Raw genomic sequence first — 718 nt, 5'->3', positions numbered from 1 at the left:
CTTCAAGCAGAAGTGGTTGAAGTACTAGCACGCTAAACTGGCGTGACGTACAGATAGATCGCAAAGAAATGACAGGCGCATCCCGCCAATACAAACAGATGCCAAATGGCATGATTGTATGGGATGCGTTTAGCGACATAGAAAATCACACCCAATGAGTAAATAATTCCACCCGCAGCAAGTAGAATTAGGCCACCCAGTTCAACACTCTTAGCCAGTTGATAAATCACGATCAGTGACAGCCAACCCATGGCGAGATATGTCACCAGTGACAAGCGTTTAAAGCGATAAACGAAGGCTATTTTCATCACAATGCCTACCAGTGCTATTGCCCAAATCACCCCCATTAAGCCCAGTGCCAGAGGCGTTCTTAGGCTGACCAAAAGAAACGGTGTATAGCTGCCTGCTATCAATAGGTAGATAGCACAGTGATCTAGGGTCTTAAGTAGGCGCTTAGTTTTCTCAGTGGTGATCGAGTGGTAGAGGGTGGAGGCAAGAAACAGCAGGATGATACTGCTGCCATAAATAGCCATGCTCGCCATCGTCAACGAATCAGCTTCAAATTTATCGGCTTTTATTAGCAGCAAGATCAAGCCAACCACACCCAACACGACACCTAGGCCATGTGTGATTGCATTGGCTCTCTCTTCTATTTCGCTGTATTCACTGACTTTGGTTTCAGACATGGGCACCCTACTAGAGTAATCGAATATTTACT

At 45.8% G+C, this 718-nt stretch carries 1 protein-coding gene; it reads right to left on the bottom strand.

The features are described from left to right. Positions 1–32: 32 nt before the first annotated feature. Positions 33–686, bottom strand: coding sequence for a hemolysin III family protein (locus KIV40_RS30445; RefSeq protein WP_285353005.1), 654 nt, complete (start codon positions 684–686; stop codon positions 33–35). Positions 687–718 lie beyond the last annotated feature (32 nt).

It is taken from the genome of Vibrio sp. D173a (genome assembly GCF_030248475.1).
This window is presented reverse-complemented; position numbering and strand designations above follow the sequence as displayed.